This window comes from Burkholderia sp. KJ006, from assembly GCF_000262695.1.
Classification (GTDB): Bacteria; Pseudomonadota; Gammaproteobacteria; order Burkholderiales; family Burkholderiaceae; genus Burkholderia; species Burkholderia vietnamiensis.
On record NC_017921.1, the window covers coordinates 1,560,790 to 1,580,291 of the forward strand.

The window sequence follows — 19,502 nt, forward strand, 5'->3', positions numbered from 1 at the left end:
ACGACGACCGGACGTCCGCGCGGACGCCGCGCCGCCGTGCCGCCCTCAGTCCTGCAGCGCGACCCACATTTCCTTGTCGCGCTGCGCGGTCCAGATGCGCGGATGCGTGATGCCGCTCGCCTCGTCGAACGCGCGCGACACGTCGAACGGCAGGCAGTGCTCGTAGATGAACACGTGGCCGAACTTCGGATCCATCGCTTCGCGCGTGAGCGCCATCGACGCCTTCAGGTCGAGCTTGCGCTCGACGGCCTTGCGGCCCTGCTCGAGCAGCGTCGTCACGAAGTCCTTCGTGTAGTCGAGGCCCTTGTTCACGTCGGCCGGGTTCAGCAGCGCGGGGCCGCGACCCGGCACGAGCTTGTCCGCGCCGAGCGCGCGCAATGCCTCGAGCGTGGCCGGCCACTGTTCGAGCTGCGCGTCGCCGCAATAGCACGCGGCGTCGTATTCGACCAGATCGCCGGAGAACAGCACCTTCTGCGACGGCAGCCAGACGATCGTGTCGCCCTTCGTATGGCCCGAGCCGACGTGCATGATCTTCACTTCGAGCTTGCCGAGGAACAGCGTGATCTCGCGCTCGAACACGAGTGTCGGCCAGGTCAGGCCGGGCACCGTCTCGACGCCCGCGAACAGCCGCGGGAAGCGCTCGATCTCCGACTTCATGTCCGCTTCGCCGCGCTCGACGATCATCTCGTAGGTGCCGCGGCTCGCGATCACGTGCTGCGCGCCTTCGGCGAAATATGCGGACGCGCCGAGCACGCGCACCGCGTGGTAATGCGACAGCACGACGTGCTTGATCGGCTTGTCGGTCACGCTGCGGATCTTCGCGATCAGGTCTTGCGCCATCGCGGGCGTCGCGGTCGTGTCGACGATCAGCACGCTGTCGTCGCCGACGATCACGCCCGAGTTCGGGTCGCCTTCGGCGGTGTATGCGTACGCGTTCTCGGACAGCTGCGTCCAGGTGATCTTCTTCTCTTCGAGATCGGCTTGGGAGGCGAATGCTTTGGCCATGTTGCGTTCCGTGGCTGCGAGCCATGTGTTGAAGGGAGTGAGCCGATGATCGTCCTGCGTCGACAATTTGTCAATGACAAACGCGCTTGCTATTGTTTAATACGGGTAAACCTGCGGACGGGCGCGACAAGGGGCGTCGGATACCATGCGGGGTTTCGTCATCGGAAGAATCAACGCGTGCAGAACCATGAAGTCAGCGCGGACGACGCGCCGCCGAAGGCGCAGCGCGGCATCCAGAGCGTCGAGGTCGGCGGCCGGCTGCTCGACGCGCTCGCGCGCCGGCGCAAGCCGCTCGGGCTGTCGGAGCTGGCGGCGGCGGCCGACCTGTCGAGTGCGCAGGCGCACACCTATCTGGTCAGCCTGACGCGGCTGGCGCTCGTGAAGCGCGACGCGCTGACCGGCAACTACGAGCCCGGCCCGCTGTCGCTGCGGCTCGGGCTGATGTCGATCGAGCGCCAGCCGGCCTATCGGGCCGCGCTGCCGCATGCGGCCAGGCTCGCGGAAACGGTGGGCTTGAGCGTCGCGCTGTCGGTGCCGGGCGTGCTCGGGCCGACGATCGTGCGCATCGAGCACGGCGGCTATCCGCTGCACATGAACCTGCACGTCGGCTCGGTGATGTCGCTCGACGCGACGGCCACCGGCCGCGTGTTTCGCGCGTTCGGCGATCCTGCGCAGCTCGACGCGATGACGGCGAGCCACGCCGCCGGTGCAGATGCGCATGAATACACACACGCGGACGCGCATGCCCGGCCCGACGCGCACCCGTCGCGCGCCGAACTCGACGCGATCCGCGCACGCGGCATCGAACGCAGCGTCGATCGGCCCAGCCCCGGGGTCAGCGCGATGTGCGTGCCAGTGCTCGACGCACACGGACGGCTGCAGCTGGCATTGACGGTGATCGGCCCGAGCGGCTCGATCGATGTCGGCTGGGACGGCCCGATCGCGACCGCCCTGCGCGACGCGGCACGGCAAGCCACTGCGTCGCTCGACGCCGCGCCCGATGTGCGGCCGGACACGCCGGCCGTGCCGCGCATCCCGCCCGCCCTCGGCGACGATGCGAAAGCACAGCGCGGCATCAACGCACTCGACAGCACGGGCGAGTTGCTGCTCGCACTCGTATCGGCCGGCCGCGGGCTGCCGTTGCGCGACCTCGCGGCGGCGGCCGGCATGCCGGCGGCCAAGGCGTTTCCGCATCTGGTGAGCCTGCAGAAGATCGGCCTGCTGAGCCGCGACGACGCCGGCTGCTTCGACGGCGGTCCGCTCGGCCTGGCGCTGGGGCTGATCGCGATGCAGCGCGTGTCGCCGACGCGCGATGCGGAGCCCGAGATCGTCGCGCTCGCGGCCGCGACCGACATGAGCGTGGCCGCGGCGACGCTCGGGCCGCTCGGCCCGACCGTGATTCGCCTGGAGGAATCGGCGCGGCCGCAGCACGTGAGCCTGCAGGTCGGCACCGTGATGTCGCTGGTGAATACCGCGATCGGGCGCGTGTTCGCGTCCGGCATGTCCGACGACGTGCTCGCCGGCCTGCTGGCCGACGAGCCGGTGCGGCTGGCAGGCGGCGCGACGCAAGTGGACGACGGGTTCCGTGCGCGGCTGGCGACGATCCGCATGGATCAGCTCGATTTCGCGTTCGACGCGCCCGTGCCCGGCATCGGGACGATCGCCGCGCCGGTGTTCGATCACACGGGCAGCATTCGGCTGGTGATCGCGATCATCGGCTCGTCGCGCGGTTTCCCGCGCGGGACGGACAGCGAACTCGCTCATACGCTGCTCGCGGCCGCGCGCCGGCTGTCGTGGCGATTCGGGTGGATCGGCGGGTGATTGCCTGCGGTTGCTTGCCATCCCTCGGCGGTGCTCGCCGGCGTGTTGCCCCGCGTCGCAATGCCGTGACGGCGCGGCCGCGACGCTGCTGGCCGTCACCTCCCGGCGAAGGCGTGCAGGTCCGTTGTTGTGCAGTCGCAACGATAACCGTCAGGAATTCTCATATAACGAAATCGCATTTCACAAGGTGGCCATGTTTCTCTATCATTAGGGTTATCCCTAATCACCACCCAAATGGGGTTTCGTCATGCAAACGTCTAATGTCTCGAACCGCTCTGCCGAATCCGCTGGCTGGCTTGCACGTATTGGTGATCTGATCGCGGAAGCTTGGGCACTGCACCTCGAAAACTGCGAAATCATCGCGCAAGCACACGCACGACTGCCGCGCTAAGCGCGCGTCGAGCCGACCGGCCCGCTTGGTCTTACGAGCCGTCGGTTCAGCACCGATAGACGTAACGACGTCCGGGCGTCTCGCGGAAACACCGAAGGCGCACCCGACAGCGCCGGCCGCCGCGTCGCGGAAGATTCATCCGCTTTCAATTGCCGTCGGTGCCCCGGATCGGCAGCCGCTGCGCCCGGTTCGAATGCCGCGCGCAGCGGGCCTCGGCGGCGCGATGGTAGCCGCCTTCCCCACTTCGACCGTAGTACGGCCCAACCACGCCCGGGCCGGCCGCGCCCGCGTCGTCACACCTGAATCGACGGCACGTCTTTCATGCACCGCAGCGCGAACATCGAGCGACTGTGGCGAATGCTCGAAATCCGGTACAGCTTCTCGCGCAGGAAGCGCTCGTAGCCGGCCGTGCCGTCCACCGCGACCTTGATCCAGTAGTCGTACTCGCCCGACACCAGATACGCTTCGAGCACCTCCGGCAGCGCCGCGAGTTCCGCGCCGAAGCGGCCCAGCGCATCGTCCTCGTGGCGATCGAGCGTGACTTCGAGGATCACGATGTCCGCGTAGCCGAGCATGCGCTGGTTGACGAGCGCGACGTAGCCGTCGATGTAGCCGTCGAGTTCGAGCTGCCGCGTGCGGTTCCAGCAGGCGGTGGTCGACATGCCGATCTGTTCGGCCAGTTCGGCGTTCGACAGACGCGCGTTCTTTTGCAGTGCAGCGAGGATCTTGCGGTCCTGGTTGTCGAGGGTTTTCGGCGTGCGTTCGCGGGTGGCCATGGCAAAAGGAATTTTCTACTGAGAATTTTCATTCTAGCCGAACGAGGTTCCGATTTGAGCGGCCCTTCGCCGGAAAACAGGAAGCCTTTTAACCGCCGCGCTTGATACATTTTCTCCATGCCTGTCGACCGGCGCGCCCGCTGCGACAACCCCCTCGCGACGGATGTCCGACCGCAATCACGAGTTGCGGCGCCGGTCACGCAGGCATGCGAAACCCGCCTCCCGTACGCCTATCCGGTTGTCCGGGCCGGCGCCCGAACCCCTGTTCCGTGGTCCCTGTCATGTCGTTCCGGCTTTATCTGTCGTTCGTCGCCGCATCGGCCGTCCTCATCTACGCGCCCGGCCCCGTCAACCTCCTCACGATGAACCAGGCATTGCGCACCGGCTGGCGCCGCGCGCTGCCCTGCGTATGGGGCGGCACGCTCGCCGTGCTGCTGCAGCTCGCACTGACTGCACTGTGTCTGAACTCGCTGGTCCACCTCGATACGCACGCGCTCGCCGTGCTGCGCTGGGCCGGCGCCGCCTACCTCGTATGGCTCGGCTGCAAGCAATGGTTGAGCCGCGCGCCGGCCGACGCTGCGGCGACCGCAGCACCCGCGACCGGCCACGCCGCGCGCGACGCCGAATCGGAACGCGCGCTGTTCTGGCGCGGCGTCGCGACATCCGGGCTGAACCCGAAGACGCTGTTGTTCTTCCCGTCGTTCTTTCCGCAATTCCTCGTCCCGAATGCCGACTGGAGCCTGAACGGGCAATTCCTGCTGCTGGCGACGACGTTCGCGTTGCTGTTCGTCGGCGGCATGGCGTCGATGGCGCTGCTGTCGCACCGGCTCAGCCGCGCATTGCAGCGACCCGCGCGAATGCACGCGATGAACCGCGTGACGGGCGGGCTGCTGGTCGGGATGGGCGCGATCATGGCCGGTTGGAACTGAGGGCCGCGGGCGGGCGCGTCGGTGATTGCGCCCGTGTGACGCGCGGTAGCCCGGAATTTGCGGCGCGGGAGTGGCCGGGCCGCGTAGGTCCGTCGCATAGAGCAGACCGCGTGGGCAGTATCGCGTCGACTCGCCGCATCGGCTGACTCGGTTCGGCACTTTGGGACATTCGGCACCGGGACGTAGGCCGTCGACGATCATTAGCATCATATTTTTGAACCGCTATAATTTTCTGCGCCTTGCGAGACCCATTCCCGGAGCATTTCGATGCGAATCCGAAGCACTTATTTGAAAGTGAATAACCTCGAGCGGGCCGCAACATTCTGGGAAAATTTATTAGAGCAGCCGCCGAACCGCAAGACGGAGAGATGGGCCGAGTTTTCGCTAGGTGAAATCCGATTCGGGTTATTACTGAACGATTTCGGTGATGAGTTCGCCGGTAGCGGATGCGTACCGGTGTTCGAGTTCGATATATCTGACTTGCACACATTTGTGGAACGCGCGAAGGCTCTTGGAGCAAAAGTCGTTCTCGATGCGCTAAACATTGAGACCATGCAGAGCGTTGTTCTCAGCGACCCCGAGGGCCACGAATTCGAGCTGTGCAGTTGCCACGAATAGCTTGCTGCCCTCCGCAGGAACCGGTCGGCTTGCTTCCTGCAACGGATGTCGACCGACTAACCACAAGGATGGAACCCCGTGAAACACGCAGGTCTAGCAGCGCTCGGGCAGCTTGAAAGTACCCTTCGCGACTTGCGTGAGTTTCCGGACTTACGTGAACGTTCAACCGGTGTTTTTTACAGAAAATCTCGATCTTTTCTGCACTTCCACGAAGATGCGACGGGGCTTTACGCCGACCTTCGAGTCGGCCAAGAATTTGAACGATTCCCTGTGAATTCAGCAATCGATAGGGATGTTTTAATGGCAGCAGTTCATCGCGCGTTGGAATTATAGGTTCCTATCTTAAGCTATGTAACACACAAGACCCATTTGGACCGGTCAAAGTTTTGAATCACGCTTAAGAGAAACTGCATCATGAAGTGTCGGCGGTCGGAAGCTTCGACTGTCCGAATCGGATCGATCACGGCCCTCGATGAAGTGACGGAATGAGCAATCTCAGGCCTTGTCTGACGCTGACTGAGAGGTCAGGTCTCGACTTACGCAACTCTGTCGCATAGATCGCGATCGCAGCGCATAGGTCGCATCCGCGCGGCCACACCACATCAGCCTTAGCGCGTAGATCGCATCGCATAGGCCGTATCGCGTGGGTCGCACCGCGCTGCCCACCACCACCGCCGCCAAGAACACTCCCCCGCTCCACGCGCCCAGTACAATCGCGCGATGTCCGAACTCCTCACCTACGGCGGCCTGTTCGCCGTGTCGATGATCGCGGCGACGCTGTTGCCGCTCCAGTCCGAAGCCGTACTCGCCGGCCTGCTGCTCGCCGCTCGCGAGCCCGCGTGGGCGCTGGTGCTCGTCGCGAGCGTCGGCAACGTCGCGGGCTCGGTGATCAACTGGGCGCTCGGCCGCGGCATCGAACACTTCCGCGAGCGCCGCTGGTTCCCGATCAAACCGGCCGCGCTCGCGCGCGCCGAGCGCTGGTACGCACGCTATGGCCGCTGGTCGCTGCTGCTCAGCTGGGCGCCGGTGATCGGCGATCCGCTGACGATGATCGCCGGCGTGCTGCGCGAGCCGCTGTGGTCCTTCACCGCGATCGTCACGATCGCGAAAGTCGCGCGGTATCTGGTCATCGCGTGGCTCGTGACGCGCTGACGGCGTCCGCTCCAGCATGCCGGCGCGCGCGCCCACTGCGCACCCGGCCGGTTTCGCATCGCTAAAGAATCCGCCGAAGCTGCCGTACTCCTTACAGTCTGCGGTGACGCGTGCGTTCCGCTCCTCACACCCACTCAGGATTCCCATGAGATTGACCCACTTGGGCCGGGCGAGCGTCGGCGCGCGTCTGGCCGCGCTGGCGTGTGTACTCGTCGCACTGCTGTTCACCGCGTTCGCATGGGCGCTCGCCCACTTCGCCAGCGAGCAGCTGGCCGATGAAGCGCATGCACGCATCGCCGACAAGGAGCAGTCGATCCGCGCGATGGTCGAGATGTTCGACAAGGCGCTGTCGGCCGAAGCCAACCGCGCGATGGCGCTGTTCGCGAGCTTCCTGCCGGCCGATTTCTCGCTCGATCCGGCGCGCACCGTCGACATCGGCGGCGTCGCCGCGCCCGTGCTGTCGGCCGGCGGCCAGCCGCTCGATCTCGACTACGCGATCCCCGACCAGTTTCTGCAGAAAAGCGGCGCGATCGCGACGATCTTCGCGCGCGACGGCGACGACTTCGTGCGAATCACGACGTCGCTGAAGAAGCAGGACGGCACGCGCGCGGTCGGCACGCGCCTCGACCGCGCCGGCCCGGCGTACGGCCCGCTCGTCGCCGGACGCAGCTACACGGGCCTCGCCAAGCTGTTCGGCCGGCCGTACATCACGCAATACAAGCCGGTCACGGACGCGACCGGCCGCGTGATCGGCGCACTGTTCGTCGGCCTCGACGTCGGCGCGGAGCTGCAGGTCGTCGAGAACGGCATCCGCGCGTTGAAGATCGGCGACAACGGCTACTACTTCGTCGTCGATGCGTCGCCGGGCGCGTCGCGCGGCACCCTGGTCGTCCATCCCGACGCGGCCGGGCAGCGCGCCGACGACACGCGCGCACCGTACGCGCAGATGCTCGCCGCCGGCCAGGGCCGGCTCGCGTACACGTCGCTCGACCCGGCCGCGCACGACGCGCAGCCCACCGCGAAATTCGTGTCGTTCACGACGATCCCGCAATGGCAATGGCTGGTCGGCGGCATCGCGCTCGACGACGAGCTGCTAGCCGGCATGCGCACGCTGCGCAATCGCTTCCTGATGATCGCGGCCGTGCTGGTGGCGGCGTTCGCGGGGCTGTTCGTGCTGGTCGTGCGGCGCGTCGTGAGCCGGCCGCTCGATGCGGCGGCCCGCGCGTCGGAACGCTATGCGGCCGGCGATCTCAGCGTGCGGATCCGCGATGGCGCGACCGCGCGCGGGGTCGCCGGCAACGACGAAATCGGCCGGCTGGTGCAGGCGGTGGACGGTATCGGCGACGGCCTCGCCCGGATCGTCGCGCAGGTGCGCGGCAGCGCTTCGGACATCGCGAGCGGGACGGTCGGCATCGCGGCCGGCAGCAGCGACATCGCTGCGCGGATCGCGACGCAGGCGAGCAGCGTCGAGCAAACGGCCGCGAGCATGGAGCAGATCACGACCGCCGTGCAGCAGAACGCCGAGCACGCAGCGCAGGCCGATGCGCTGGTGGCGCACGCGTCGGCGGCGGCCACCGACGGCGACGCGGCCGTGCAGCGCGTGGTCGCGACGATGGACGACATCGGCCGCACGACGCGCCGGATCGCCGAAATCACGACCACGATCGAAGGCATCGCGTTCCAGACCAACATCCTCGCGCTGAACGCGGCGGTCGAGGCCGCACGGGCCGGCGAGCACGGCCGGGGCTTCGCGGTGGTCGCGGCCGAAGTGCGCGCGCTCGCGCAACGCAGCGCCGCCGCAGTGAAGGAGATCGAGGGGTTGAGCGCCGAATCGGCGACCACGGTCGAACAGGGTTACCGGATCGCGGACGCCGCGCGCGGCACGATGCGCGACATCGTCCAGCGCGTCGAGCAGGTCAGCACGCTGATCGGCGAAATCAGCACCGCGTCGCGCGAGCAGTCGACCGGCATCGAGCAGGTGAATCTGGCGATCACGCAGATCGGCGACGCGACGCAGCAGAATGCGACGCTGATCTCGGCGGCCGAGCGTGCGGCGGTCGCGTTGCGCGACCAGGCCGCGCAACTGTCCGAAGCCGTCAGCGTGTTCCGGCTGGCGCGCAGCGCGTGACGTGCTACGCCGCCGCGCGACCGGACCGTTACTTCGTTACTTCTTGTCGCCGGCCAGGTCGATCGCCTTGTCCGATCCGACTGCGTTGCGCAGCTGGAACTTCTGGATCTTGCCGGTCGAGGTCTTCGGCAGCTCGCCGAAGCGCACGACCTTCGGCACCTTGAAGCCTGCGAGCAGTTGGCGGCAATGCGCGAAGATTTCGTCCTCGGTGGCGCTCATCCCGTTGCGCAGCTCGACGAACGCGCACGGCACCTCGCCCCACTTCGGATCGGGCATCGCGACCACCGCCGCGACTTCGACGGCCGGATGCCGGTACAGCGCGTCCTCGACCTCGATGCTCGAGATGTTCTCGCCGCCCGAAATGATGATGTCCTTGCGGCGATCCTTGATCCGGATATAGCCGTCGGGCGTCAGCACGCCGAGATCGCCCGTATGGAACCAGCCGCCCTGGAACGCCTCGTCCGTCGCATGCGGGTTCTTCAGGTAGCCCTTCATGCAGATGTTGCCGCGGAACATGATCTCGCCGAGCGTCTCGCCGTCGGCCGGCACCGGCTCCATCGTGTCCGGATCGAGCACCGTCGCGCCCGCTTCCAGGTGGTAGCGCACGCCCTGGCGCGCATTGAGCCGCGCGCGCTCGTCGTCGGGCAAGTCGTCCCAGTGCGCCTGCTTCGCGCAGACGGTCGCCGGGCCGTACACCTCGGTCAGCCCGTACACGTGCAGCAGGTCGAAGCCGATTTCCTTCATCTTGGCGATCACGGCCGGCGCCGGCGCGGCGCCCGCGACCATCGCATGCACCTTGTGGTCGATCCCGGCGCGCAGCTCGGCCGGCGCGTTCGCGATCGCGCTCTGCACGATCGGCGCGCCGCAGTAATGGGTGATGCGCTCGTTGCGGATCAGGTCGAACACGGTCTTCGCGTCGAACCTGCGCAGGCAGACGTTGACGCCCGCGCGCGCGGCGATCGCCCACGGGAAGCACCAGCCGTTGCAGTGGAACATCGGCAGCGTCCACAGATACACGGCGTGCTTCGGCATGTCCCATTCGAGGATGTTGCTGATCGCCGCCAGATAGGCACCGCGATGGTGATAGACGACGCCCTTCGGGTCGCCGGTCGTGCCGGACGTGTAGTTCAGCGCGATGGCCTCCCACTCGTCGGCGGGCGGCGTCCAGGTGTAGTCCGGGTCGCCGCTCGCGACGAACGCTTCATAGTCGGTCGCGCCGGCGAAACGGGCGGGATCGGCGGGCATCGCGTCGGCGACGCTGACGATCTTCAGCCCCGGCACTTCCAGCGCCGCGCGATGCGCGAGCTCCGCATATTCGGTGTCGACGATCAGCACCTTCGCTTCGCCGTGCCGCAGCATGAACAGCATCGACGCGATGTCGAGCCGCGTATTGATCGTGTTGAGCACGGCGCCCGCCATCGGCACGCCGAAGTGCGCTTCGACCATCGCGGGAATGTTCGGCAGCAGCGCGGCGACCGTCTCGCCGCGCCCGACGCCGGCCCGGGCCAGCGCGCTCGCGAGCTGCTTGGCCCGCGTGTAGGTCTCGGCCCACGTGCGCCGCACGTCGCCATGCACGATCGCGAGCCGCGCGCCGTAGACTTCCGCCGCGCGGACCAGGAAATCGATCGGCGTGAGCGGCACGTAGTTGGCTTCGCGGCGGCCGAGTCCGGCCTCGAACATCTGGGTCATGATCCTGTCTCCGTCTTCTTTCGGCCGGCGCGCATGCACGGCGGCCTGCTTTGATGTGGTTCAATTGCCGATAGCCTAACGGGCGCTATTGTGAGCCGTCTGTCATCGAAACGACAGAGTCCCTTTCGAGCGTTTCGCGTTATCCCTATCCTCGCAAACCCGCACCCATGCACGACCATCCCGTTGCGCCGCCCGAGACGGCCGCGCCCCACGCCGAGCCGCCGGACGACCGGTCGGCCGACTTGGCCGTCACGGCCGTCGCGACCGTTACTCCGGCCGGACCAGGCGCATTTGACGCACCCGACTCGGCCGTGGCGGCCGCCGCCCCCATCGCCCCCGCCCCACTCCCCGACCTCGCCACGATGTTCGGCCAGTGCGCATGGTTTCGCGCGCTGGCGCCCGAGCACCAGGCGCTCGTGCTCGCGCAGTCGCACGCCGAGCGGCACGAGGCCGGCGACGTGATCGCGCAGCGGCTCGCGCCGTCCGAGTACTGGATCGGCGTGCATCGCGGCCTGCTGAAGCTGGCGATCTTCAACGCCTCGGGGCGCGGCTGCACGTTCTCCGGCGTGCCGTCGGGCGGCTGGTTCGGCGAAGGCAGCGTGATCAAGCGCGAGCTGCGCAAGTACGAGGTCGTTGCGGTCCAGCGCTCGACCGTGCTGATGGTGCCGGTCGACACGTTCCACGCGCTGCTCGACACCAGCCTGCCGTTCACGCGCTTCGTCATTCATCAGCTGAACAACCGGATGGGCGAGTTCATCGCGTCGATCCAGAACAGCAGGCTGCTCGACGTCGATGCGCGGGTCGCGCAGTCGCTCGCCCAGCTCTTCAACGCGGCGCTGTACCCGGACACCGGCCCGTCGCTCGCGATTTCGCAGGAGGAACTGGGGATGCTCGTCGGCGTGTCGCGGCAGCGGATCAACCAGGCGTTGCAGCAGCTCGAAAAACGCGGCGTGCTGCGGCTCGCCTACAACCAGATCGAGGTCGTCGATCTGGCGGCGCTCGCGCGGGTCGGCATGGAGCAGATCTGAGCGGCGGGGGTCGGCGCGAGGAACCCGATGAATCCGACGAATCGGTGCGCGCCGCCGCACGCGATCCTGACAATTCCGCCAGTTTCGCGCCAGTAACGCGTTGCGCGCCGTCACCTATCATTCGAAGTCCGCGCGTCGATTTGCGGCTCGCCGCACGGTCGTTGCAGCGGCTAGCCATGCAGGATCGCGGCGCCGGGCGCACACGAAGTCGCGCGAAATCGCACGCATCGCGCCGCCGTCAAGGCCGTGCAGCCGTTCCCGCAGCCCGGCGCGCACGCCGGCCCTCAATCCGTTACGCGAACCTGTCCATGAAAGTCCTGATCGTCGAAGACGAACCGAAGGTCGTCGAATACCTGAAGAGCGGCCTGACCGAGGAAGGCTGGGTCGTCGACACCGCGCTCGACGGCGAAGACGGCGCGTGGAAGGCCGTCGAGTTCGACTACGACGTGGTCGTGCTCGACGTGATGCTGCCGAAGCTCGACGGCTTCGGCGTGCTGCGCGCGTTGCGCGGGCAGAAGCAGACGCCCGTGATCATGCTGACCGCCCGCGACCGCGTCGACGATCGCGTGCGCGGGCTGCGCGGCGGCGCCGACGACTATCTGACCAAGCCGTTCTCGTTCCTCGAGCTGATCGAACGGCTGCGCGCGCTCACGCGCCGCGCGCGCGTGCAGGAATCGACGCTGATCTCGATCGGCGATCTGCGCGTCGACCTGATCGGCCGCCGCGCGACGCGCGACGGCACGCGCCTGGACCTGACCGCCCAGGAATTCCAGCTGCTCGGCGTGCTCGCGCGGCGCAGCGGCGACGTGCTGTCGAAGACGACCATCGCCGAGCTGGTGTGGGACGTGAACTTCGACAGCAACGCGAACGTCGTCGAGACGGCGATCAAGCGGCTGCGCGCGAAGCTCGACGGCCCGTTCGCGGACAAGCTGCTGCATACGATCCGCGGCATGGGCTACGTGCTCGAGGCGCGCGACGACGGCGACAGCGAGAGGCACGCATGAAGCGCTCGATCACGCTGCGGCTGGCGGCGATGTTCGGCATCGTGTCGCTGCTCGTGTTCTCGCTGGTCGGCTGCGGGCTGTTCGCAGTGATGGAACGCCAGCTGTTCGCCGAGCTGCGCGCGACGATCGACACGCGCGCGAAGGTCGCGCAGATGATCGTCTCGCATGCGACCACGGCGATGCGCGGCCGCCTGATGCAGGACAAGCTCGCCGACCTCGAACCGCCCGACGGATCGACGCGCTACCAGATCGACAGCCCCGACGCCGACTTCCGCTTCGGCCGCCCGGTCGACGGCGTGCCCGTCGGCTCGCCGCTCGGCGCGTTCCAGCAGTACGCGCTGAACCACAGCAGCTACGACGTGATGACGAAGACCATCCCGATCGCCGGCAGCGGCGAGCGCCCGGACCTGAAGCTGATCGTCGCGTCGTCGTGCGAACGCACGCAGCGGATGCTGCGCCGCTTCGCGTGGACGCTCGCGGCGCTGATCGCGATCGCCAGCGCCGTCACGCTGCTGCTGGGCCGCGCGGTCGCACGCTTCGGGCTCGCGCCGCTCGAGCGTCTGTCGCTGGACGCGGCGGCCGTCAGCGCGACCAGCCGCCGTCAGCGGCTGCACACCGACGCGCTGCCGACCGAGCTGCGCGAGCTCGCCGCATCGTTCAACGGCGCGCTCGAACGCATCCAGCAGACCTACGCGCGGCTCGAGGCGTTCAACGCGGACGTCGCGCACGAGCTGCGCACGCCGATCAGCATCCTGATCGGCCAGACGCAGGTGGCGCTGACGAGCCGCGACCGCTCGGTCGACCGGATGCGCCAGACGCTGCAGTCGAACCTCGAAGAGTTCGAACGGCTGCGCGTGATCATCAACGACATGCTGTTCCTGTCGCGCAGCGATCGCGGCGAGCGCGCGACCGACCTGAAGCACGTGTCGCTCGCCGACGAAGTGCGGCGCATGCTCGACTTCCTCGAAATTCCGCTCGACGAAGCGCAATTGCGCGTGCAGCTGCACGGCGATGCGCGCGCGGCCGTCGATCCGTCGCTGTTCCGGCGCGCGATGACGAACCTGCTGATCAACGCGATCCAGCATTCGGCGCCCGGTGCGACGCTGACCGTCACGATCGCGCGCCGCGACACGCTCGTCGACGTGTCGGTCGCGAACCCCGGCGAGCCGATCGACCGCGAGCAGCGCGCGCACGTGTTCGAGCGTTTCTACCGGCTCGAGGAAGCGCGCGCGAACAGCAAGGAGAACCACGGGCTCGGGCTGTCGATCGTCAAGGCCGTCGCGGAGATGCACGGCGGCGGCGTGTTCGTCACCTGCTCGGGCGGCGTCAACACGTTCGGCTTCTCCGTGGCGATACATGCGGACGGCCGCGCTCCCGCGCTCGGTGTCGAGGCCGACGGGCCGCCCGTGCTGGCGCAGGCATCGCGCGCGCTGCGCTGACGGTCCGCGCGCCGAGGGCAGTTTTCTTCAATACGGGCCGACGCGGCGCCCGTAGTCTCGATGCGACTTTCAACCTGTCGCATGGAGACACCTGATGAGCATGCTGGTTTCGATGGCCGCGTTCGCGCTGGCGTCGTCGATCACACCCGGTCCCGTCAACATCGTCGCGCTCAGCGCGGGCGCACGCCACGGTCTTGGCGCGAGCCTGCGCTATGCGGCCGGCGCGACGCTCGGTTTCGTCGCGCTGTTCCTGCTGATCGGCCTCGGCATGCACGCCGCGCTCGCGCGCTGGCCGATGCTGACCACGGCGATCCAGTGGTCGGGTATCGCGTTCCTGCTTTACCTCGCGTTGCGGCTCGCGCTCGACGACGGCCGGCTGCCGGCCGACCCGCATGCAGCGGACGCGGCTGGCCCGTCGGCGGCCGCAGGCGCCGCGATGCAGTGGCTCAACCCGAAGGCGTGGCTCGCCTGTGTGGCGGCGATGGGCGCCTATGCGGCCGACGGCGACCGCGCACAGGTGTGGCAGTTCGCGGCGCTGTATCTGGTGATCTGCTTTGCGTCGATCGCATGCTGGGCGTACGCGGGCGCCGCGCTGCGGGAACGGCTCGCGAACGCGCGCCGGATGCGGCTGTTCAACCGCGCGATGGCGCTGCTGCTCGCCGGCAGCGCGCTGTATCTGCTCGACGTGTAGCGGCGGCGCTTCGTTGCATGCGGCCGCCCGTCGATGATGACGGCCGCACTGCTCGCCTCAACTCGCCGCGCTTCGATACTGGCCCGGCGTCGCGGCCGCGATGCGGCGGAACGCGCGCTGGAAATGCGCCTGATCCGCGAAGCCGGCATCGAGCGCGACGTCGGCGATCGACCGGCCGCGCCGCAGCTCCGCGCGGCCGTACTGCACGCGCCGGTCGATCAGGAATGCGTGCGGCGTCATCCCGTAACGGGCGTTGAACGCGCGGATCAGATAGGACGGCGACAGGCCGGCAGCCGCGCAGATCGCATCGAGCGTGACGGCCTGACGGCAATGCGCGGCGATGTAGTCGGCCGCGCGCGCGAGCTTGGCGTTGTCGGCGCCCGGCCGGCGACCGGCCGGCAACGCGCGGTCGAGCGCGCGATGCAGCGCGGTGAAGAACTCGACCGCCGCGCTTTCCTTGCCGAGCGGATCGACCTCGGCCGCGACGAGCGTGCGATAGAAGCCGCCGAACTGCGCGAACAGGTCGCGCCGCTGCGTCGCCTTCGCGGCGAAGCCGTGGAAATCGCAGTTCGGGCTGCGTCCCAGCGAATGCTGCAGACGCGCGAGCCACGGCACGTCCACGAAGACCATCCGGTATGCCCACGGATCGGCGCCGTCGGGATTGCACGCATGCACCTGCTCGGGATCGACGATCACGAGCACGCCGCGCCCCACGTGTTCCTTGCGCGCGCCGTTCAGATAGGTGCTCGTGCCGCCGACGATCGCGCCGAGCGAAAACGTGTCGTGCGTGTGCTTCGCGTAGCAGATCGACCGGCCGTCGTCGACGCTGCGCGCCTCGATGAACGGCAATGCGGTGTCGCGCCAGAACGGCGACGGCACGGCGGCAGGACGGGCGGAACGGCTCACGCGACAGGCTCCCGGTTCGGACGGCAAACGCACACCGTACAAGACTGCGCGGCGCGACGCAACAGCGAACGGACGCGTTGCCGCCGAATCGCCTAAGCTTTGGGTTCCACCCGCCGCGGCGCACGCGGCGGTTCCCTTCCTTCTTTCACCGGTACGCTCATGCACATCGATCTGACAGGCAAGACCGCGGTCGTCACCGCTTCCACCGCCGGCATCGGGCTGGCAATCGCCGAGGGGCTCGCACGTGCGGGCGCGCGCGTGATCGTCAACGGGCGCAGCGACGAGTCGGTCGAAGCCGCCCTCGCGCAGTTGCGCGCCACGGTGCCCGGCGCGCAATTCGACGGCGTCGCCGCCGATCTGTCCGACGCCGCAGGCGTCGCACGTGTCACGCAGCACACGCCGGACGCCGACATCCTCGTCAACAATGCCGGCATCTACGGGCTGAAGCCCTTCTTCGACATCGCGGACGACGAGTGGTCGCACTACTTCGAGATGAACGTGATGTCGGGCGTGCGCCTCGCGCGGCACTACCTGAAGGGGATGCTCGCGCGCAACACGGGGCGCATCGTGTTCATTTCGTCGGAATCGGGCTTGAACATTCCGGTCGACATGATTCATTACGGCTTCACGAAAACCGCGCAGCTGGCGATCGCGCGCGGGCTCGCGAAGCTCGCGGCCGGCACCAACGTGACGGTCAATTCGGTGCTGCCCGGCCCGACGATGTCGGAAGGCGTGCGCGCGTTGCTGAAGCAGACCGCCGACGAAACCGGCCGCAGCATCGACGACGTCGCGGTCGATTTCGTGCGCAGCCAGCGCGCCAGCTCGATCATTCAGCGGCCGGCGACCACCGAGGAAGTCGCGAATCTGGTCGTGTACGTTTGCTCGCCGCAGGCGTCGGCGACGACGGGCGCCGCGTTGCGCGTCGACGGCGGCGTGGTGGACACGATCGCGTGACGGCAGTGTGACATTGCACGACGGCGGGCCTTGCGCCTTGCCGTCTGCCTTGCCGTCGTACTAGCGCGCGGCGGCCTTGTGCGACTGGAGCATGCCCTTGCGGTCGGCATCCATGCAGGTGTCGAAGCCGGATCGCGTGACCGCGCCGGCCTTGTCGAACACGACGAAATAAGGCCGGTGTTCGTTGCCGTGTTCGATGAAGTAGTTGTAGCAGACGCCGCTGCCGTTGCGGACCATCCACACGCTGCGCGGGTTGCCGGCAGCGCGCACGACGTCGGCGCGGGTCGCGCCGTGCCGCGATGCGGCGCGCGGCAACGGCGTGCGTGAATACGAGAACGGCAGCCACGAGTCGAACCACGCGCAGCCATGCAGCATCAGGCAACTGGCGGCCAGGGACAGCGTCGCGGCGGGATGGGACAACGGAATCAATCGCATGCTCGGGGAAACCTGCTGCGCCATGCCGGCGTGATCGAAAGCCCCATGCTACTCGACCTTTGGGTCCGGATCGAAAAGAAATCTACAGACAGGTGGCCGACGCGCCGGCCGGCGCGTCCGTCGTCATGCGACCCACTCGGACCACAGCATCGTCAGCACGGTCATCAGCGCGGGGCCGACGAACAGTCCGATCAGCCCGAACGTCTCGGCGCCGCCGAGGATGCCGAACAGCACCAGCAGGAACGGCAGCCGCGTCGAGTTGCCGATCAGCACCGGCCGCACGAAATGCTCGGCGACGAACACGACGACGATGCCGAGCGCCAGCACGACGATCGCCCATGCCGTCGCGCCCTGCACGAACAACCACAGCGCGGAGCCGCAGAACACGATCGGCGCGCAGAACGGCAGCATCGCCGCCACGGCCGTCACGAAGCCGAGCAGCGCCGCATGCGGCAGCCCGGCCAGCGCGTACGCGACGCCGAGAATCGCGCCTTCGCCGAGCCCGACGACGACGAGCCCCGTCACGGTGCCGTACACGGCCGCGACCATCCGCTCGATCAGCGCGGCGCCGCCGCGTCCGAACGCACGCCGCGCGCCCAGCAGCAACGCGCCCGACAGCTGGTGGCCGGCGCGCATGATGACGAACAGCGTGACCAGCATGAAGCCGAATTCGAACAGCGCGTGTGCGAGCTTCGTGCCGAATTGCCGCCCGAACGCGATGACCTTCTCGCCGTTCGCGCCATGCATCGCCGTGCCCGCGTGCAGCGGGTGACCGAGATTGGCCTGCCACCAGTCGGCGATCTGCGTGGAGCCGTAGGGCAAGCGGCTCACCACGTCGGGCAGCGCGATGCCGTTGTCCTGGATCGAGTGCAGCCAGATGCGCAGGTCGTGCGCCTGCGCAATCGCCTGGCCGAGCGCGATCGCGACCGGCAGCACGACCAGCAGCGAAACGCCCGCGGTGACGACGGTCGCGATCAGCGTCGGCCGGTCGCGAAACCAGCGGTTCGATTCGAAGCGCTTCAACAGCGGCCACAGCGCGATCGCGATCACGCAGGCCCACGCGATGGCGGGAAGAAAATCGCGGATCACCCACAACGCGAGCACCAGCAGCGCCGCATACAGCACGACGCGGGCGATCTGCTGTGCGCGCGGCCGCGCGGCGATGTCGTTTGACGGCGGGACCTGTGCGGTCATGGCACCTCGGAAAGTAGGAATGGCGGTTCGCGCAGGCCGCATGCCTGCACGAACCGCCATTCTATCCATCGATGTCGCGACGCGAGGCACGCGCCTTGCCAAGCATTGTCAAATGCACGGCGCGTGCTCGCGCTCTGGCTCAGGCCACCTTGTCGGCGACGCGGTAGCGTTCGAGCCAATGCGCGTACGGCGCGGGCAGCGTCCACGACGGACGCTCGACGCCGAGCTGCTTGGCCGCATAGTACGGCCAGTGCGGATCGGCCAGATGGGCGCGGCCGACCATCACGAGGTCGAGCTGCTGCTCGGCCACGACGCGATTCGCGAGCTGCGGCGTGTCGATGCCCCACGCGGACGACACCGGCAGGCCGGTCTCGCGGCGCACGCGTTGCGCGATCGGCGCGAGGAACGCCGGCCCCCACGGAATCTGCGCATCCGGCGTCGAGAAGCCGACCGACACGCTCAGCATGTCGAGCCCTTCCTGCTTCATCCGCTGCACGAGCGCGATCGATTCGGCGAGCGTCTCTTCATCGCGGCCGTCGTATTCGATCACGCCGAGACGCGCGGTCAGCGGCAGATGCTCGGGCCATACCCGGCGGACGGCTTTCAGCGTGTCGACGAGGAAGCGGCCGCGGTTTTCGGCCGAACCGCCGTACTCGTCGTCGCGCTGGTTCGAGTGAACCGAGAAGAAGCTCTGGCCGAGATAGCCGTGCGCGAAATGCAGTTCGAGCCATTCGAAGCCGAGGTCGCGGGCGCGCTGCGCCGACGCGACGAAATCGGCCTGCACGCGCGCGATGTCGTCGTGCGTCATCGCGCGCGGCATCTTCGGCAAATGCGCGCCGAACGGGATCGCCGACGGCGCGATGGTCTGCCAGCCGCGCGGGTCGCCTTCCGCGATGTGGTCGTCGCCTTCCCACGGACGGTTCGCGCTCGCCTTGCGGCCCGCATGCGCGATCTGGATGCCGGGAACCGCGCCGGCCGCCTTGATCGCCGCGACCGACGGCGCGAATGCTTCGGCCTGCGCATCGGTCCACAACCCGGCGCATCCCGGCGTGATGCGGCCTTCCGGCGCCACGGCCGTCGCTTCCGCGATCACGAGACCGGCGCCGCCGCGCGCGATGCCGGCCAGATGAACGTGATGCCAGTCGTTCACGACGCCTTCCTCGGCGACGTACTGGCACATCGGCGGCACCGCAATACGGTTGCGCAGCGTGACATCCTTGAGTTTGAACGGTTCGAACAGGGCAGACATCCACCACTCCTTTGTGTTGGTCAGGCAAAACGACGGGGTGAGCCGCCGTGCGAGGCGCACGGCGGAACGTTTTGGGGCGACCGGCGCGCGAAC

At 67.9% G+C, this 19,502-nt stretch carries 18 protein-coding genes; 11 read left to right on the top strand and 7 right to left on the bottom strand.

What is annotated here, in order from left to right; genetic code table 11:
- Nucleotides 1-45: 45 nt before the first annotated feature.
- Complete coding sequence (locus tag MYA_RS20960) at nt 46-1,005, bottom strand: MBL fold metallo-hydrolase (RefSeq protein WP_014724946.1); 960 nt, start codon at nt 1,003-1,005, stop codon at nt 46-48.
- A 177-nt stretch (nt 1,006-1,182) separates the two neighbouring features.
- On the opposite strand from MYA_RS20960, the gene MYA_RS20965 reads away from it, so the two are divergent.
- Nucleotides 1,183-2,826, top strand: a complete 1,644-nt coding sequence (locus MYA_RS20965) for an IclR family transcriptional regulator (protein WP_014724947.1) — start codon at nt 1,183-1,185, stop codon at nt 2,824-2,826.
- A gap of 684 nt (nt 2,827-3,510) precedes the next feature.
- Here the strand turns inward: MYA_RS20965 and MYA_RS20970 are convergent.
- A complete protein-coding gene (locus MYA_RS20970; protein WP_011882138.1) occupies nt 3,511-3,993 on the bottom strand; it encodes an Lrp/AsnC family transcriptional regulator in 483 nt (160 codons plus the stop codon).
- Nucleotides 3,994-4,274: 281 nt separating this feature from the next.
- Here MYA_RS20970 and MYA_RS20975 point away from each other — a divergent pair, with 281 nt between their 5' ends.
- The 5 genes from MYA_RS20975 to MYA_RS20990 all read left to right on the top strand — a co-directional run bounded on the left by MYA_RS20975 (nt 4,275) and on the right by MYA_RS20990 (nt 8,820).
- On the top strand, nt 4,275-4,922 hold the full coding sequence (locus tag MYA_RS20975) for a LysE family translocator (protein ID WP_014724948.1): 648 nt from the start codon (nt 4,275-4,277) through the stop codon (nt 4,920-4,922).
- 267 nt (nt 4,923-5,189) lie between these two features.
- Nucleotides 5,190-5,540: a VOC family protein gene (locus MYA_RS20980; RefSeq protein ID WP_041494141.1), complete on the top strand. Its 351-nt coding sequence runs from the start codon at nt 5,190-5,192 to the stop codon at nt 5,538-5,540.
- 78 nt (nt 5,541-5,618) lie between these two features.
- Nucleotides 5,619-5,873, top strand: coding sequence for a hypothetical protein (locus MYA_RS30150; RefSeq protein WP_072465343.1), 255 nt, complete (start codon nt 5,619-5,621; stop codon nt 5,871-5,873).
- A 387-nt stretch (nt 5,874-6,260) separates the two neighbouring features.
- Nucleotides 6,261-6,692 (top strand): YqaA family protein, encoded by a 432-nt coding sequence (locus MYA_RS20985; RefSeq protein WP_011882135.1) that lies wholly within the window; start codon nt 6,261-6,263, stop codon nt 6,690-6,692.
- Between the two features lie 145 nt (nt 6,693-6,837).
- Complete coding sequence (locus MYA_RS20990; RefSeq protein WP_041494142.1) at nt 6,838-8,820, top strand: methyl-accepting chemotaxis protein; 1,983 nt, start codon at nt 6,838-6,840, stop codon at nt 8,818-8,820.
- 36 nt (nt 8,821-8,856) lie between these two features.
- Here the strand turns inward: MYA_RS20990 and MYA_RS20995 are convergent, their stop codons facing one another.
- Complete coding sequence (locus MYA_RS20995; protein ID WP_011882133.1) at nt 8,857-10,509, bottom strand: acyl-CoA synthetase; 1,653 nt, start codon at nt 10,507-10,509, stop codon at nt 8,857-8,859.
- Nucleotides 10,510-10,676: 167 nt separating this feature from the next.
- On the opposite strand from MYA_RS20995, the gene MYA_RS21000 reads away from it, so the two are divergent.
- From MYA_RS21000 to MYA_RS21015, 4 genes are all read left to right on the top strand, one after another.
- Nucleotides 10,677-11,537, top strand: coding sequence for a Crp/Fnr family transcriptional regulator (locus MYA_RS21000; RefSeq protein ID WP_443101902.1), 861 nt, complete (start codon nt 10,677-10,679; stop codon nt 11,535-11,537).
- Nucleotides 11,538-11,845: 308 nt separating this feature from the next.
- A complete protein-coding gene (locus MYA_RS21005; protein WP_014724953.1) occupies nt 11,846-12,541 on the top strand; it encodes a heavy metal response regulator transcription factor in 696 nt (231 codons plus the stop codon).
- Nucleotides 12,538-13,980: a heavy metal sensor histidine kinase gene (locus tag MYA_RS21010; protein ID WP_014724954.1), complete on the top strand. Its 1,443-nt coding sequence runs from the start codon at nt 12,538-12,540 to the stop codon at nt 13,978-13,980. The genes MYA_RS21005 and MYA_RS21010 overlap by 4 nt, the downstream gene beginning before the upstream one ends.
- A gap of 94 nt (nt 13,981-14,074) precedes the next feature.
- On the top strand, nt 14,075-14,671 hold the full coding sequence (locus tag MYA_RS21015; RefSeq protein WP_011882129.1) for a LysE family translocator: 597 nt from the start codon (nt 14,075-14,077) through the stop codon (nt 14,669-14,671).
- A 57-nt stretch (nt 14,672-14,728) separates the two neighbouring features.
- Here MYA_RS21015 and MYA_RS21020 read toward each other — a convergent pair whose 3' ends face one another.
- A complete protein-coding gene (locus MYA_RS21020; protein WP_014724955.1) occupies nt 14,729-15,577 on the bottom strand; it encodes an AraC family transcriptional regulator in 849 nt (282 codons plus the stop codon).
- Nucleotides 15,578-15,736: 159 nt separating this feature from the next.
- On the opposite strand from MYA_RS21020, the gene MYA_RS21025 reads away from it, so the two are divergent.
- The gene (locus MYA_RS21025; RefSeq protein ID WP_014724956.1) at nt 15,737-16,531 is read left to right on the top strand and encodes an SDR family NAD(P)-dependent oxidoreductase; all 795 of its coding nucleotides are present in this window, start codon (nt 15,737-15,739) and stop codon (nt 16,529-16,531) included.
- Nucleotides 16,532-16,591: 60 nt separating this feature from the next.
- Here the strand turns inward: MYA_RS21025 and MYA_RS21030 are convergent, their stop codons facing one another.
- The 3 genes from MYA_RS21030 to MYA_RS21040 all read right to left on the bottom strand — a co-directional run bounded on the left by MYA_RS21030 (nt 16,592) and on the right by MYA_RS21040 (nt 19,409).
- Nucleotides 16,592-16,966, bottom strand: a complete 375-nt coding sequence (locus MYA_RS21030) for a hypothetical protein (protein ID WP_041494143.1) — start codon at nt 16,964-16,966, stop codon at nt 16,592-16,594.
- A gap of 123 nt (nt 16,967-17,089) precedes the next feature.
- Nucleotides 17,090-18,160: an AI-2E family transporter gene (locus MYA_RS21035; RefSeq protein WP_014724958.1), complete on the bottom strand. Its 1,071-nt coding sequence runs from the start codon at nt 18,158-18,160 to the stop codon at nt 17,090-17,092.
- A 139-nt stretch (nt 18,161-18,299) separates the two neighbouring features.
- Nucleotides 18,300-19,409 (bottom strand): NADH:flavin oxidoreductase/NADH oxidase, encoded by a 1,110-nt coding sequence (locus MYA_RS21040; RefSeq protein ID WP_014724959.1) that lies wholly within the window; start codon nt 19,407-19,409, stop codon nt 18,300-18,302.
- Nucleotides 19,410-19,502: the final 93 nt, after the last annotated feature.

Bases quoted from the DNA above. Each gene is read 5' to 3' on its own strand.
- MYA_RS20960 (WP_014724946.1), bottom strand. From the start codon at position 1,005: ATGGCCAAAGCATTCGCCTCCCAAGCCGATCTCGAAGAGAAGAAGATC.
- MYA_RS20970 (WP_011882138.1), bottom strand. From the start codon at position 3,993: ATGGCCACCCGCGAACGCACGCCGAAAACCCTCGACAACCAGGACCGC.
- MYA_RS20975 (WP_014724948.1), top strand. From the start codon at position 4,275: ATGTCGTTCCGGCTTTATCTGTCGTTCGTCGCCGCATCGGCCGTCCTC.
- MYA_RS20980 (WP_041494141.1), top strand. From the start codon at position 5,190: ATGCGAATCCGAAGCACTTATTTGAAAGTGAATAACCTCGAGCGGGCC.
- MYA_RS20985 (WP_011882135.1), top strand. From the start codon at position 6,261: ATGTCCGAACTCCTCACCTACGGCGGCCTGTTCGCCGTGTCGATGATC.
- MYA_RS20990 (WP_041494142.1), top strand. From the start codon at position 6,838: ATGAGATTGACCCACTTGGGCCGGGCGAGCGTCGGCGCGCGTCTGGCC.
- MYA_RS20995 (WP_011882133.1), bottom strand. From the start codon at position 10,509: ATGACCCAGATGTTCGAGGCCGGACTCGGCCGCCGCGAAGCCAACTAC.
- MYA_RS21000 (WP_443101902.1), top strand. From the start codon at position 10,677: ATGCACGACCATCCCGTTGCGCCGCCCGAGACGGCCGCGCCCCACGCC.
- MYA_RS21005 (WP_014724953.1), top strand. From the start codon at position 11,846: ATGAAAGTCCTGATCGTCGAAGACGAACCGAAGGTCGTCGAATACCTG.
- MYA_RS21010 (WP_014724954.1), top strand. From the start codon at position 12,538: ATGAAGCGCTCGATCACGCTGCGGCTGGCGGCGATGTTCGGCATCGTG.
- MYA_RS21015 (WP_011882129.1), top strand. From the start codon at position 14,075: ATGAGCATGCTGGTTTCGATGGCCGCGTTCGCGCTGGCGTCGTCGATC.
- MYA_RS21025 (WP_014724956.1), top strand. From the start codon at position 15,737: ATGCACATCGATCTGACAGGCAAGACCGCGGTCGTCACCGCTTCCACC.
- MYA_RS21030 (WP_041494143.1), bottom strand. From the start codon at position 16,966: ATGCGATTGATTCCGTTGTCCCATCCCGCCGCGACGCTGTCCCTGGCC.
- MYA_RS21035 (WP_014724958.1), bottom strand. From the start codon at position 18,160: ATGACCGCACAGGTCCCGCCGTCAAACGACATCGCCGCGCGGCCGCGC.
- MYA_RS21040 (WP_014724959.1), bottom strand. From the start codon at position 19,409: ATGTCTGCCCTGTTCGAACCGTTCAAACTCAAGGATGTCACGCTGCGC.